Raw genomic sequence first — 12,793 nt, 5'->3', positions numbered from 1 at the left:
AGCAAGCCAAGGAAGCCGCCAAGGCTCAGGCTCTGGCCGAAAAGGAGGCCGAAAAGGCCGCCAAGGAAGCCCCCGTCGCCACCGCGACCATCGCGGCCCCTTCGGAAGCGGCACCGATGGCTGAGACGCAGGCGGCGAGTGCCGACGAGAGCCGCGTGACGAAGCTGAAGAACAAGCTGCTCGGCATGTTCGGCGGTTGATTTCGCCCGTGGATGATCGCGCCGCTATTTATGACCTCAAGGGGCTGAACTGCCCCTTGCCCGTGCTCAAGGCCAAGAAGCGCCTGGCGGGGATGCAACCGGGCAGCCGGCTCTGGCTGGAGACCACCGACCCGCTGGCCGTCATCGACATTCCGGCATTCTGTTCGGAGAGCGGCCACCAGTTGATTGAAACGGCGGCGGTCTCCGGCGGCCATCGATTCCTGGTCGAGCGCGGCGCGCCGTAATCGTGGGAGCTACCGCCCGGCAATCGCCAGCGGGTTGTTTTCCAGCGCGGCGCGATCGGGCGTGTCGATCGACGGCCGGTTGGTGAAGGCGGCGAACAGCCTGCGGATATAATCTTCGGGCATATCGAGCGTGATCAGCACCAGCCGCGTGCCGCGCTGGCCATCTGGCCAGGACGGCAATTGCACCGGCGGATGCAGGATCTTCTGCACGCCATGGATCACCAAAGGCCGCGACGGGTCTTCCCTGAGCTCGATGACGCCCTTCATGCGCAGCAGGCGCTCGCCATGTGTCGAGCGCAGCAGGTCGAGGAACATCTCGATCGCCGAAAACGGCACCGGGCCGTCATGCACCAGCGAATAGGAACGCACCCGCGAATCGTGGCGATGACCGTGGTCATGGCCATGTTCGTGATCATGCCCATCATGGTGATCATGATCATGATGGTGATGATCATGAGCGGCTTCCTCGCCCAGCCAGCGCCGCACATCGGCGGATTTGGTTGCCGGGTTGTAGAGGCCGCAATCAAACAGCGCCGCCACGCCTGTCCCCGTGTCGCCGGCATCGAGCAGTTCGGCGCCCGGATTGATCTGCCGCAGGCGCGCCCGAAGCATCTCCAACTCATTGGGATCGACGACCAGATCGGCTTTGCTGAGCACGATGCGATCGGCGACGGCAGCCTGCTTGACCGCCTCGACATGGGCGTCGAGCGTGGCGTTGCCGTTGACGGCATCGACCAGCGTGATGACGCCGTCGAGCCGGAAGGCCTGGATCAGCGCCGGATGGGCCATGATCGACTGCAGCACCGGCGCCGGGTCGGCAAGGCCGGTGGTCTCGACGATGACGCGGGCCAGACGGGCGATGCGGCCGGTCTGCAGCCGGTCGACCAGGTCGGCCAGCGTATCGACCAGTTCGCCGCGCACCGTGCAGCACAGGCAGCCGTCCGAAAGCTGGATGATGCCGTCGGAAGACTGCTCGACCAGCAAATGGTCGATCGCCACCTCGCCGAACTCGTTGATGATCACCGCCGTGTCGGCCAGCGCCGGATCCTTGAGCAGCCGGTTGAGCAGCGTCGTCTTGCCGGCGCCGAGGAAGCCGGTCAGCACCGAGACGGGGATCGGGAAGCCGCTGCCCATTGGCTAGTTCGCAACCTTGGCCGGCTGGTCGCCCTGCGCGGCGGAGCCGGCAATCTTCGGGCCTGCGCCGGCCGGTGCCGGCCTGTCGGGCCGCCAGCTCGGGATCGGCACATCGGCATATTCCTGACCGCCCCGGTCGAGGATGGCCTTCGGCGCCGGACCGGTGGCGCCGCCAAGGCCGACGGCAACCAGCGTTGGCACATGGTCGAGCTTTTCCTGATAGGGCGATTTCGGCACGTCCTTGGCGACGACCGGCGGCGCCTCCGACTGCTCCTGCGGCGTCTTCTTCTTGCAGACCTCGTCCTTCATGTCGTTGGGCGAGACCGTGTCGCCATAGGGCGCCAGCGTGGTGACGGTGGCCGAGCCGGCGGCAGGCGCGTCAAAACCCTGATCGAGCAGTTTTGCCGCGGTCTCGGCACGTGTGACCGCCGATTTCTCGCCAAGCACCACCGCGACCAGCGTGCGCCCGTTGCGGGTCGCCGAACCGATCATGTTGAAGCCGGAAGGGCAGACAAAGCCGGTCTTCATGCCATCGGCGCCGGGATAACGGCCAATCAAGAGATTGTAGTTGGGGATAGCCTTCTTGCCGACGGCAAGGCCTTCGATCGAGAACCACGGCGCATATTGCGGAAATTCGCGGCGGATCGCCATCACCAGCACGGCGAGGTCGCGCGCCGTCGTGTACTGATCCGGCGAATAGAGCCCGTTCGGATTGACGAAATGCGTGCCGTTCATGCCGAGCCGGGTCGCTTCGGCGTTCATCCGGTCGGCAAAGGCCGCCTGCGAACCTCCGACATTTTCGCCCACCGCCATGGCGATGTCGTTGGCCGATTTGACCAGCATCATCTTCAGCGCGTTGTCGAGCCGCATCACCGAGCCCGGCTTGAAGCCCATCTTGCTTGGCGGCTCGGCGGCGGAGTGTTTGGTCACCTTGATCGGCGAATCAAGCTGAACCTCGCCGGCGGCGATCGCCCGAAAGGTGACATAAGCGGTCATCAGCTTGCTCAGCGATGCCGGATACCAGCGCTTGAACGCGTCCTGATGCTGCAGGATCTTGCCGCTGCCGAGATCGAATACGACCACCGGATTGGCCAGCGCCGGCCCGGCCACGACCGACAGCGCGATTGTGCCAACCGAGAATAGTTTGAGGAAATGCCTGTACCGCATGATCAAATCCGAAATCGCCTCTTGCCGTAGTCGCCCCTGGCTCCGTAAGATTTCGTTACGCGATCGCCAGCATGATTGGTCCGACCCTCAAAAACCGGACCGCATCGTTGCGGTGCTATTTACCCTATGTGACGCCAAGATGGCAAAGTGCCTGGCGATCACAATTGCAAGGCAGCGGACGACACCCGCCTGTCCCAACAGCGAGATGGAACCATCATGCCAATCCTGAACCGTGCCGCCGAAATGCAGGACGAAGTTGCCGGCTGGCGCCAGCATCTGCACCAGACGCCAGAACTGAACTTCGACGTCTTCAAGACCGCTGCCTTCGTCACCGAGAAGCTGAAAGCCTTCGGCTGTGACGATGTGGTCACCGGCCTCGGCAAGACCGGCGTCGTCGGCATCATCCGCGGCCGGCAGGGCGAAGGCCCCACCATCGGCCTGCGCGCCGACATGGACGCGCTGCCGCTCAACGAGATCACAGGCAAGTCCTACGCCTCGACCATCCCCGGCAAGATGCACGCCTGCGGCCATGACGGCCACACGGCAATGCTGCTGGGCGCGGCCAAATACCTCGCCGAGACGCGCAACTTCACCGGTTCCGTGGCGGTGATCTTCCAGCCGGCCGAAGAGGGCGGCGGCGGCGGCAACGAGATGGTCAAGGACGGCATGATGGAGCGTTTCGACATCTCCAGGGTGTTCGGCATGCACAACATGCCGGGCCTGCCTGTCGGGCAGTTCGCCATTCGCCCGGGCCCGATCATGGCGGCGACCGCCGAGTTCACCATCACCGTGCGCGGCAAGGGCGGCCACGCGGCGATGCCGCACGGCACGATCGACCCGATCGTCATCACCAGCCAACTGGTCGGCGCCTTGCAGACGATCGCCTCGCGCAGCACCGATCCGGTCGAGGCCGTGGTGGTGTCGGTGACCAAGTTCCACGCCGGTGACGCCTACAACATCATCCCCGAAACCGCTGAAATCGCCGGCACCGTGCGCACCCTGCGCAAGGAGATCGCCAAGAAGTCCGAAGAGCGCATCCGCAGCATATGCGACGGGCTGGCGACCGCATTCGGGGCAAAGATCGAGGTCGACTACCAGGCAAATTACCCCGTGACCTTCAACCACGCGGAAGAGACGGTGTTTGCCGGTGATGTCGCGATGAGTGTCGCCGGCGACGCCCATGTCCACCGCGGCATCCAGCCGGTGATGGGTGGCGAGGATTTTTCCTACATGCTCGAAGCCCGCCCCGGCGCCTTCATCTTCATCGGCAATGGCGACACCGCCGGTCTCCACAACCCTGCCTACGATTTCAACGACGAGGTCATCCCGCACGGCATGAGTTACTGGGTGAAACTGGCGGAAACCGCGCTGGCCGCCTGACGGCGGCAGCGCAAAGCCGGCCGGATTGCCTTCGGCCGGCCTCTTGGCGAAACGATCCGAAGCGGCTATGTGTCTGGCCGCGTGGTCCCGTAGCTCAGTAGGATAGAGCGGCAGATTCCTAATCTGTAGGTCGCAGGTTCGATCCCTGCCGGGATCACCAAGCAAAATCAAAGTGTTACAGGTTTGAGCTTCGCTGAGCGAAATCGCATGGGGGCGCCGCTGGGGACGTGATCTGCCAAGGGCGTCACACTCCAGCCGTCTTCAGGCCTCGCCTCACGTCTTCAACGTACCATTGCAGCGCCTGCCACGGGTCATCGTCCAGCAACCTCACCGCCTCGGCGTATGCCTCGCCCTCACCAAAGTCTTCCTTGACCTGTGCAACGTGACCTTTCATCCACGCGATCACGTCGGCCTCAAGGTTGCTGTACTCAACTCGCTCGGCGGTCTGCATTGGGGGCGCTCACTCCTGTTGTCGCCGCGTCGGTATCGGACGTACACCTTGGCCCGTCAACTCAAATAAATTCAATGCGTTAGCGGAACTTCTCCCTTAGCGGAGGCATCCCGCCAGTGGAACGATTTCTGATCACAAGGCCCGCCCCGACACACCTCTTGGGGCGATGCATCGGGGGCGGGAATGTTTCACTCGTCTAATTGGTTGTTGAGTGCAGTTCTGATCCGTTGGGCATGCTCCGCAATGGCCTTCCAATCGCCCTTGACGACGAGCGACCGGATCGCCGGCAGGTCCGCCTCGTCACAACAGTCGAGGTAGTCGTTGAGGGTGAGCCCGACAGGTGCCAGACATTCGCTGGTCATGCGGTTCTCGAATGCCTTCACGGTCGCGTCGAGGGTCTGCTGGTCGACCCCGATGACGTTGGCGTCGAGCGTCCCGTCAAGGGTGAACTTAGACACGATGACGTCAGCCGTGTCTCGGTCCACAGTTTCGTTGAACGAGGTGATGGCCTTGTCTGCAATCGCTTCGATCTCGGTTGGGTCCATAGCGTCGAGGTCTGGCACTTCAGCCTTATCAGCCTCATCCCCGGTCTGGACCTCCGACCCCTCGATTGGGGCCAGAGGCTTCTCAGAGCCAGCCGGGGTTACCTGAAAGACTTCGGCGCACCATAGCCACGGGCAGCCAGCCCATCGACCACGGCTTTGTTGAACTCGGCCTGCGTGATCTGCCCCGTCTCAGCCATGTCCTTGGCTTGAGCGAACGACAGTTCCATGCCGCTAAGCGAGGGCACACGAACGGTCGTCTTCTCGACCTCTGCCATGGGAGGGATTACCCCGACGTCCTGAGACCGGATCGCCCCTTCAGTCTTCACTCCGAGACGCTGCGCCGCGATTTGCTGGTTGAACTTGGACATCGAGAGTTCGACCGCACGGTCAATCTCTTCCCGCTTTGCTCGCTCTGAAGCCTCGGCAGCCAGCGCGCCTTGCTTTGCCCTGTCGGCTTCGGCCTGTGCTTCCCGCGCCCTCATCATGGCCTGCGCCACGGGCGTGTTGTCAGTCTGGTATTCGTAGGTCTGTTCGTTGTGCATGGTGTTCTTCCTTCGTGTTGATAGTCGTGGTTGATCGCCCCGCAACGTCATTGCTCCGGGGTGCGGGTAGGCTTGTGTTGGCGGTTGTTAGTGTCGTGGCGTGAACCCGTAGGTCATCGTCACAGAACCCTCAGGAGGGACGCTAGATGCGACCGGGGTGAGCGGCTGGGGATGATCGTCGCTGCCTCCGGTGGGGGCTCTGTGGGGCGCTGCTGAGGTAGCGGAAATACCTCTGACGATGGGTCTCGTCGTAACCTCGACAACACGCCGGGCAACCGCCGCCGCCTCAAGATCGGGGTAGCCGTAGACCTCGAAACATCGCTCGGCAGCCGCGTTGAAACTCCGCGTCCACACGATGTCGATGCCGGCCAGTCTCCGGTCCAGTTCCGAGACGCTTTCCCAGTCGTCCGCTTTCAGCCACTCGATCAACGCAAGAGCCGCCTCCCGCGTCGGGTAGGTTGCAACCCAGTCCCGCCGCTTGATCTCGTCAGGGGTCAAAGCGAGCGTTCCGGTCGTTGCGCCACCTTAGCGGCCCGTGCTTCACGATCAGCGGGAGATGGTCATGGAAGGTTTCCCCATGCTCGCTGCCCGCCGTCGACGCCTCCAGCATGTCCAACACCGTGGGAACCTCGCGCGATGGGTGCCGATCCGGCAGGCTGTCGAGCCAGTCCAGAACCTCTTGGCTGACATGCCCAACAAGGCCTGACGTCATCGCGCCGTTGCCAACAAGGCGTTTGAGTTCGCCGTTCAGCATCGTCCGGGTGGTGAGGTATGCGCGGTCGGTCCATTCGCCGGTCGACTGAGTGCCACGCCTGCGGGTCCGCTTCGTCTCGACTGCCTGGACGATCCATTCGCGGTCGGTCTCGACAACTCGAAGTGTGGGGGTGATCTGGTGGACGCCCCTCATTGGGCTGGGGTCTCCACCGGCTTCAAGGTCTGCCGCCACTCGGTGAACAGCTTGCGCACCTCCTTGCGCTTCCGGTTGATGGTCTCCCGGTTCCGGTGATAGGCCCGGCTGTCCAGTTCCCGGTTGCGCTCCGGGTTCTCCGCGCGCCACTTGCTCTTGTACTCACGCCATTTCCGGCGCGTTGCTTCGTCCTGCATGTCAAATTCCTCTGCTTCTCTGCTGTTGCGTTGATGTTGTCGCCGGGCCTCTCTGGGTCCCAGCCTGTACAATTCGTACACCGTAGTGGTTGTACACCTGAGGGTCCTCAGAACTCCTCGTCGGCCACCTCGGGCAGGAACCCTTGAAGTTCACCGACCACCTCGGGAAGTCTCCTGCCGAAGTACGTGGCGAGAGCCATAGCGGCAATCTCAGGGTCCCGTAACAATCGCCCCGAGAACGTCTTCGCCAGCGTGTCTGCGTACCGATCTGCTACCTGTTGCTTCCACTCCTCTGGATCGAACCCGTCCACACCTTCCATGTCCTTTCCTTCCGCTGCTTTCCTCGCCTTGAACCACGTCGAGTAATTCCCGGCATCAACCCCCAACGCCTTATTGGCTTTCCTCATGGTGGCCACCTGTGACGTCGAGGTCCCCGATGCGTCTGCCACCGTCGCCTTGCTGTAGCGGTCCAGGACGACAAGCCGCCACGCAAAGTCCTGCCGCTCACCGGAGGACATTGGCAGCTTGGCCTTAGCGTTCGCCTTCCCTGCTTCCAGCACGGCCTCCTCAGGGGTCCCCTCGAAATAGACCGTGGGGATGCTGTCGTTGCCCGTCCGCTGGTACGCTTCGTGCCGGTGGTGTCCGTCGATCAAGACGTAGGTGTCCCCGATAACCATTACGGTCACGGGGTCGAGGTCCTTCCGGCTCTTGAGGAGTTTCACAAGGTCGGACAGGTGCCGCTCGTCCATCCCACCGCGTGGCTGGAATAGGTCCGGCAGCACCCTGACGCGACCAAGCGGCAACCTGTCGGGCCGGCTGAGGGTGTCCTGACGAGACCCTGATAGTTCAATGAGGCCGGCCAATGCCTCGACCGCTCCTGTGATCATGTTCACCTTTCAGATTGTGTTGTATGAGGAAACCCGCTGCCCTGAACCGTCCAGTCCAAAAGGGGAGGACAGATAGAGGCACACACGGCCTCACATCTACCGACCGGCCACAGCCACAGCGCGCCACAGCCCCGGAAGGGGAACAGGGCAGGCAGCGGGAGAACGCTGGACAGATCGGTAGGTGAGAAGCCGTGAGGAGAGGGTGTTGTCGTCCGAACAGGTGGGCCTTATCCGACCAAGTAACCTCTACCAGCCTCTTGGAGCATCCCTCAAGATGGCCTGAAGTTCATCGAAGAGTTCCTTCTCGCTCTTCCGAACGCGCTCTTCATCATCTGGCCTTTCCATCGGTTGGAAATGGTCCCCTATTTGCTCAATGCTATCGGCCATCCCCGGCTGTCTTCCGTCCCACTTCTGGTATTCGGAGGTCCCAGCCACGAAGCTCCGTGCCGTCACTCGCTCCATCACCATGGCCTGGACGGCTCCCACCGACCGTCTGGCCTTCACCATCGCGTCAATCTCGGCCACCATCGGCTTGTAGACTTCCCAGTCAGCGGTCCAAGCCCGAAGCTGCCCGCGCGCCCAGTATCGGAGCGCCTTCCGTATCCGCTCACGTCTCACCGCGCGACTTTCGTCTCCCGTCTTCGGGAACTTCGCCTTGACGACTTCCGCGAAGCTCAGGCCATCATGCTCCCAGCCCCCTTGATACCGCTTCGGTCCAGCGCCCTCATAGCGCCCGGTCTTGCCGCCAAGGAACTTCCTACCCTTCTTCATCCTGTTGTCTCATCTCCTTTGAGAACGCTTTGCACGGTGGCGGTGGAGTACCCTACTGCAGCCGCAATGGCCCTCAGGGACGCCCCACTGGCCCGCATGTCGCGCACATTCTGTTCAATCTCGGAAGTCACCGTCTTTGGCCTCCCGAGGTGGTCACCCCGAGCCTTCGCCTTGGCGATGCCTTCCATCTGCCGCTCCTTCCTGAGGGCGGTCTCAAACTCTGCAATGCTGGCGAGGATGCCAAACATCAGTTTGCCGTGAGGCTTGGTCGTGTCCAGTGACGGGTCATTCAGAACCCGGAACCCAACACCCCGCTTGTCGAGGTCGTCCACGATCTGGTGCAGATGCGCCGCCGACCGTGCCAGCCGGTCAACCTTCGTCACCACCACCGTGTCACCCTTGCGGGCGTGCCGCAGCATCTCGGCGAGCTTCGGTCTCTTGTCGTCAAGTCCCGACAGCCAGTCTTCAAAGAGGTGGTCGTCCGTCACCCCTGCCGCCTTCAACTGGTCGATCTGGACTGCCGTGTTTTGGTCGGTCGTGCTGACGCGGGCGTATCCAATGATTGCCATTGTGTGAACTATCTCCTCAGACCCAATGTTCACACGACTTACCTCACACGAAGTTCACATGTCAACCGCAATGTGAGGTAAGGATTACCTTTTTGTACGCGAGGTGCCGGTCAGCCAGCCGCAAGCTGGAGCCGAAGCAGGTGCCTTAGGTGGTCTGTCTGGACCCACTCGAAGAGGCGTAACAGGTCCAAGGCAAGGTCCGTTGGTTGTCCCCGTTCGACCAGCCGCGCGACAATCTCACGCTGCCGCGCAATACGCCCATCGCATTCGCGCACGTGCCGCTCGACCATCTGGAGTTCCGTTTCGTTGCGCATCCCTCAACGTATCAGCTCTCGCCCATGTGAGATACGGGCTCTGGTGCCGTGCCCAAGTGGGGGTACGGGGGGTCGGCGCGCGTGCCTGTTATCCGATCACCCGCTCAGAAATTTCTACCAAATATTTCGATGGTCTTTAGCTCGCTCGAGAGTTTCCCTCGCCCAGCCTAGGCAGACCTCCAGTCGGCGTTGAAGCGCCTGCTCGCTGGAACAGTCCTGGCCTAGCAGCAGTTTGTACTGGGTGATCCTGTCCTGAAGCGCAACAAGGTTCTCGTAGTGAGCCACGATGCGCTCTTGGCGGTCCCTGTAGGTGACATGCATCAGGCGGCTCTGCGGGCCAAATCCCTAAGGTGGTCATAGAGCATGGCCTCTTCCCACTCTCCATTCGTGAAGAGCAACATCGCGTCCACACTTAGCCGCTCTGCTCGCGAACTGCCGACAGCTATGCCTTCCTCGGCACAAACCTTGTCGAAGACCTGTTTCAAGACAGAAAGATCATCTGGATAACCGACGCCTGTCGGGCAATTGTGAATGGCCACAGCAGCCTCCCTCGTTGGGGCGGAAGCGCGCTCTTCGCTCACAGCCGGCGATGCCCATGAAAGTTACCGCCGATACCCTATGGTGGACCTGTCGGCCCTTAAAGTCCAACGAAATGCGGTCAGCCAATTTCTACGGGCGGTTGGGTCCTCGACAACATGACGACATCGTCCGCGAGGGTCTCCGCTTGGGGGAGCCATTTGACGGCAAGCTCCTTGAAGGCCTCCGCACTTAGCCGCTCCTGGTTTAGATCGACATAGAACCCTGCTTGCTTCAGACGGTCGAGGTCGCCAGCATGAGCGGCCTTGTGAAAGTCAAATATCCCCGTGAGTGAGAGGACCCGCCACACCCTCCTATAGTCCTCGTCGGTAGGTTGGTTGGCTGGGTCTAACCACTGCTCCGGCTCGGTGATCTGCTTGAGAACTTTCAATCCAGTGATCATCTGCCTGACGAGAAGCGATAGTGCGGCCTGCTGTTGCTTCTTCGGGTGACTTCGTATCTTCCGGTTCAGGTCCCCCTGCGACGTCGCAGCGGCCAGTAGGATGAACTTTCCTGCCTCCTCAATCGAAAGGATGGCCAGAGACAGAGCGGTCTCAAAGCGGCCATTGTCAAATAGAAGCCTTGCGTCTTGAGCGAGGCTTAGCGCCTTCTCCGCCACCACAACTTGCGCACCCATGCTCTTGCTCGCTGGAGTTACCCGAACGCCTTCTCCAGCGCCTCGGTCTGCTTCCCATCCATCACATGCGCATAGTGCTTCAATAGCACCGCCACCTGTGTGTGCCCGGTCAAGGACATCACCGTCTTGAGGTCGGCCCCTGATGCCACCAGACGGGAGGCGAACGCCTTACGCAAGTCATACGGTCGAACGTCCACAAGTCCGGCAGCCTCGAACACCTTAGCGGCGAACTTCTTGATCGTCGTCAGATGGCCGGTCTTTGCGGCCTTATAGCCCCGCTGCCGTGTGCCCTTCGCTCCGTCTGACGGGAACACGAACGGGCTGTCACCGCGCTCTTCCATCATGCGCTTGAGCAGCGCCACAGCTTCCGCCCGCAGCGTCACACGATGGGTCCGCCGCTGCTTCACTGTTTGCGCCGGCTTAGTCCAAACGCTCGCGTCAAGGTCGACATCACTCCATCGCATCGCAAACGCTTCTTGGGGCCGGCTCCCCGTCAACCACAACAGCCGCATGGCGTCGGCGTTCTGCCCAGCATTGGTGTCCAGCACCTTCAACAGGCCGTCGATCTCGGAGTTCGTCAACAATCGCTCCCGGTGTCGAGCTTCGGCCTTGGTGCTACCCATGACTGGATTGTCGGCCCGGTAGCGTCCCCGCAATGCCGCCGTGAACACGCTCGATAGGCCTGCCCGGACGTGATTGTGCAAGGCCGGTCGACGGGCGAGCTTCGCCAGAATGCGGTCCACCTCTGTGGCCGTCACATCCCTCAGGAACCGGGACCCGATGGTCGGCTCTACGTGGTCACGCATCTGTTGTTTGAAATCGCGGACGTAGCGCGCCGCTCTCCCCTTCGCTTCCATCGTCTCGACAACTTCCTTGATCAGGTCGGACACGGTCACGCCAGTTCGCTTCCGCTCCCGCTGCTTCTCTGCTGGGTCATCTCCCGCAGCGAGTTCCCCAAACCGTTGCCTTGCGATTGCCCTGGCGTCATCAAGGTCGATCTGCTCGACTGGGCCGATGTTCATTTTGCGGTCGCGGCCATTCCGGCCCCCGAAGGTGTCGTCTTTCCAACGCATCGCGTAGGTCGGCCTCCTTCCGGGCCGAAGCCGAATGCCGAAGGCCAGAACCTCGGTGTCCCAAATCCACGTCTCCGTGGTAACCTGCTTGGGCAAATCTCGCTCGATGAGCCGCTTGGTGATCTTCACCCGCATTGTCGTCCCTCTCTCCGATGGGGACCCAGTCGGGGGACGCTATGGGGACGTTCGATACCGCCCTCGTACCCCTTGCGTTCCCGGTGTTTCTGGGTCCGTCATGGGGACGTGTAAATGCGCCGGGTCCGCTCTGCAAGCCTTATTTCTCTTGGATGAGACCCATGTGACACAAGGGCCTTCTCTGCCAAACCAAGTCGGCTCGGGGCACAGCTTCCTAATCTGTAGGTCACAGGTTCGATTCCTGTCGGGATCACCATGCATTTCAAACACTTAGCGAAATTGTCGCCGTACTTTTTTGGGTGGTTTTTTCCAAATTAGTACGGCCAATATTACAGACCTTCAAACTTTGGGCACGCTGCCTCAAGGCTGAAAGGCTGAAATCTGAGATTCAGTCTAAAGAGCAGAGTGTCGGTTTTGGCCAGAGCTTCCGCGCTTTCAGACCTCCGTCGGGATTGAGATTGATCTCGCACAAGGACGAAGGGCTCTTGGCGGCTACGTTCCGCGCATGATCCTCAATCTACTCATCGGCACTGTCGTCATAAGTCTGACGGTTCTCGTCCACACATTTGGTCTGATCGCCGTCACACACGCGATGGGGTATCTGGTCGCGCGGTTTCGCATGCACGGGCGCCGCAGCCGCATCGTGGCGATGATCAGCGTGGTGATGGGCCTCTTTGCGGTCATGACCGTAGAGGTCTGGCTCTGGGCCGGCCTATATAGGTTGCTTGATATCTTCGCCGACTTCGAAACCGCACTGTACTTTTCGACCATTACCTTTTCGACCGTCGGCTATGGCGACATCGTGCCTGCCCATGCGTGGCGTGTGCTGGCGGCGCTGGAGGGCGTAAACGGGTTCTTGCTAATCGGCTGGTCGACCGCCTACCTGATCGCGGCAGGCACTCGTATCGGCCCGTTCAAGGCCGGCGAGCATTTCTGACCGGGCCAATGTTCAGACCGCTACTGAATGCCTGGCCTTGCCGGTTTCGAAATATTTGTCGAACTTCGCGGCGACGCTCCTGACAAAGGGGCGGCTTTCCACCGGCACGACGAAGTGGTCGCCGTT

Annotated in this window: 17 protein-coding genes, 1 tRNA gene and 1 pseudogene; 5 read left to right on the top strand and 14 right to left on the bottom strand. The window is 61.5% G+C overall.

From position 1 onward, the window contains the following. Both EN749_RS19065 and EN749_RS19060 read left to right on the top strand, forming a co-directional pair. Positions 1-200, top strand: a pseudogene (locus EN749_RS19065) (hypothetical protein); the annotation flags it as partial. An 8-nt stretch (positions 201-208) separates the two neighbouring features. Continuing rightward, positions 209-445: a sulfurtransferase TusA family protein gene (locus EN749_RS19060; RefSeq protein ID WP_164761850.1), complete on the top strand. Its 237-nt coding sequence runs from the start codon at positions 209-211 to the stop codon at positions 443-445. A 9-nt stretch (positions 446-454) separates the two neighbouring features. Here the strand turns inward: EN749_RS19060 and EN749_RS19055 are convergent, their stop codons facing one another. Continuing rightward, complete coding sequence (locus tag EN749_RS19055) at positions 455-1,579, bottom strand: GTP-binding protein (RefSeq protein ID WP_127398047.1); 1,125 nt, start codon at positions 1,577-1,579, stop codon at positions 455-457. 3 nt (positions 1,580-1,582) lie between these two features. Continuing rightward, on the bottom strand, positions 1,583-2,746 hold the full coding sequence (locus tag EN749_RS19050) for a D-alanyl-D-alanine carboxypeptidase family protein (protein ID WP_127266676.1): 1,164 nt from the start codon (positions 2,744-2,746) through the stop codon (positions 1,583-1,585). A 216-nt stretch (positions 2,747-2,962) separates the two neighbouring features. Here EN749_RS19050 and EN749_RS19045 point away from each other — a divergent pair, with 216 nt between their 5' ends. Together EN749_RS19045 and EN749_RS19040 are read left to right on the top strand one after the other, a co-directional pair. After that, positions 2,963-4,126 carry a M20 aminoacylase family protein gene (locus tag EN749_RS19045; protein ID WP_127329985.1) on the top strand — a complete coding sequence of 388 codons (1,164 nt, stop codon included), beginning with the start codon at positions 2,963-2,965 and terminating at the stop codon, positions 4,124-4,126. An 83-nt stretch (positions 4,127-4,209) separates the two neighbouring features. After that, positions 4,210-4,286, top strand: a tRNA-Arg gene (locus EN749_RS19040). Between the two features lie 84 nt (positions 4,287-4,370). Here EN749_RS19040 and EN749_RS19035 read toward each other — a convergent pair. From EN749_RS19035 to EN749_RS18975, 12 genes are all read right to left on the bottom strand, one after another. Further along, positions 4,371-4,577: a hypothetical protein gene (locus tag EN749_RS19035; RefSeq protein ID WP_128363719.1), complete on the bottom strand. Its 207-nt coding sequence runs from the start codon at positions 4,575-4,577 to the stop codon at positions 4,371-4,373. A 188-nt stretch (positions 4,578-4,765) separates the two neighbouring features. Continuing rightward, positions 4,766-5,140, bottom strand: coding sequence for a hypothetical protein (locus tag EN749_RS19030; protein ID WP_128363718.1), 375 nt, complete (start codon positions 5,138-5,140; stop codon positions 4,766-4,768). An 80-nt stretch (positions 5,141-5,220) separates the two neighbouring features. After that, positions 5,221-5,664: a hypothetical protein gene (locus EN749_RS19025; RefSeq protein WP_128363717.1), complete on the bottom strand. Its 444-nt coding sequence runs from the start codon at positions 5,662-5,664 to the stop codon at positions 5,221-5,223. Between the two features lie 87 nt (positions 5,665-5,751). Continuing rightward, complete coding sequence (locus EN749_RS19020) at positions 5,752-6,162, bottom strand: hypothetical protein (protein ID WP_128363716.1); 411 nt, start codon at positions 6,160-6,162, stop codon at positions 5,752-5,754. Further along, complete coding sequence (locus EN749_RS19015; protein WP_128363715.1) at positions 6,152-6,571, bottom strand: hypothetical protein; 420 nt, start codon at positions 6,569-6,571, stop codon at positions 6,152-6,154. The genes EN749_RS19020 and EN749_RS19015 overlap by 11 nt, the downstream gene beginning before the upstream one ends. Beyond that, positions 6,568-6,768: a hypothetical protein gene (locus tag EN749_RS19010; protein ID WP_128363714.1), complete on the bottom strand. Its 201-nt coding sequence runs from the start codon at positions 6,766-6,768 to the stop codon at positions 6,568-6,570. Before EN749_RS19010 ends, EN749_RS19015 begins: the two co-directional genes overlap by 4 nt. A gap of 107 nt (positions 6,769-6,875) precedes the next feature. Next, complete coding sequence (locus tag EN749_RS19005; RefSeq protein ID WP_245491452.1) at positions 6,876-7,655, bottom strand: ParB/RepB/Spo0J family partition protein; 780 nt, start codon at positions 7,653-7,655, stop codon at positions 6,876-6,878. A 246-nt stretch (positions 7,656-7,901) separates the two neighbouring features. After that, positions 7,902-8,426 carry a hypothetical protein gene (locus tag EN749_RS19000; protein ID WP_128363712.1) on the bottom strand — a complete coding sequence of 175 codons (525 nt, stop codon included), beginning with the start codon at positions 8,424-8,426 and terminating at the stop codon, positions 7,902-7,904. Beyond that, a complete protein-coding gene (locus EN749_RS18995) occupies positions 8,423-8,995 on the bottom strand; it encodes a recombinase family protein (protein WP_128363711.1) in 573 nt (190 codons plus the stop codon). Before EN749_RS18995 ends, EN749_RS19000 begins: the two co-directional genes overlap by 4 nt. Before the next feature lie 634 nt (positions 8,996-9,629). Next, positions 9,630-9,848: a hypothetical protein gene (locus EN749_RS18985; protein ID WP_128363709.1), complete on the bottom strand. Its 219-nt coding sequence runs from the start codon at positions 9,846-9,848 to the stop codon at positions 9,630-9,632. A gap of 119 nt (positions 9,849-9,967) precedes the next feature. Next, complete coding sequence (locus tag EN749_RS18980; protein WP_128363708.1) at positions 9,968-10,522, bottom strand: AbiV family abortive infection protein; 555 nt, start codon at positions 10,520-10,522, stop codon at positions 9,968-9,970. A gap of 17 nt (positions 10,523-10,539) precedes the next feature. Then, positions 10,540-11,730 carry a tyrosine-type recombinase/integrase gene (locus EN749_RS18975; protein ID WP_128363707.1) on the bottom strand — a complete coding sequence of 397 codons (1,191 nt, stop codon included), beginning with the start codon at positions 11,728-11,730 and terminating at the stop codon, positions 10,540-10,542. A gap of 505 nt (positions 11,731-12,235) precedes the next feature. Here EN749_RS18975 and EN749_RS18970 point away from each other — a divergent pair. Next, positions 12,236-12,667 carry a potassium channel family protein gene (locus EN749_RS18970; protein ID WP_127396560.1) on the top strand — a complete coding sequence of 144 codons (432 nt, stop codon included), beginning with the start codon at positions 12,236-12,238 and terminating at the stop codon, positions 12,665-12,667. Positions 12,668-12,793 lie beyond the last annotated feature (126 nt).

Source organism: Mesorhizobium sp. M7A.F.Ca.ET.027.02.1.1, assembly GCF_004022985.1.
In the GTDB taxonomy this organism is placed as follows: Bacteria; Pseudomonadota; Alphaproteobacteria; order Rhizobiales; family Rhizobiaceae; genus Mesorhizobium.
This window is presented reverse-complemented; position numbering and strand designations above follow the sequence as displayed.